Source organism: Rhizobium sp. UBA1881 (assembly GCF_002338015.1).
Taxonomy (GTDB): domain Bacteria; phylum Pseudomonadota; class Alphaproteobacteria; order Rhizobiales; family Rhizobiaceae; genus Rhizobium.
The window spans coordinates 1-331 of sequence record NZ_DDHH01000204.1 but is presented as its reverse complement, the minus strand read 5'-3'; the positions used below and the strand labels follow the sequence as shown (position 1 = coordinate 331).

At 63.7% G+C, this 331-nt stretch carries 1 protein-coding gene; it reads left to right on the top strand.

What is annotated here, in order from left to right:
* On the top strand, nucleotides 1-229 hold a 229-nt coding region (locus tag B3605_RS24975; protein ID WP_296436811.1), incomplete at its 5' end, for a hypothetical protein.
* Nucleotides 230-331 lie beyond the last annotated feature (102 nt).

Genomic DNA, 331 nt, shown 5'->3' with positions numbered 1-331 from the left:
CACCATCGAGCTCGACGACGAGGCCACGCATTGGCTCGCCAACAAGGGCTACGATCCTGTCTACGGCGCGCGGCCGCTGAAGCGGGTGATCCAGAAGTACGTCCAGGATCCGCTCGCCGAGCAGATCCTCGGCGGGCAGGTGCCGGATGGGTCGACGGTGAAGATCACCGGCGGGACTGATCGTCTGCTGTTCCGCACGAAGAGCGCCGGTGTCAGCGAAGCGGCGTAAGCGGATTTGTGTTTGATTGGAAACGGCGGCTTCGGCCGCCGTTTTTGTGTTTTGTCGGCGAAGCGCTGACGTTGGCGCTCGGCATACCCCCCTCTGTCCTGC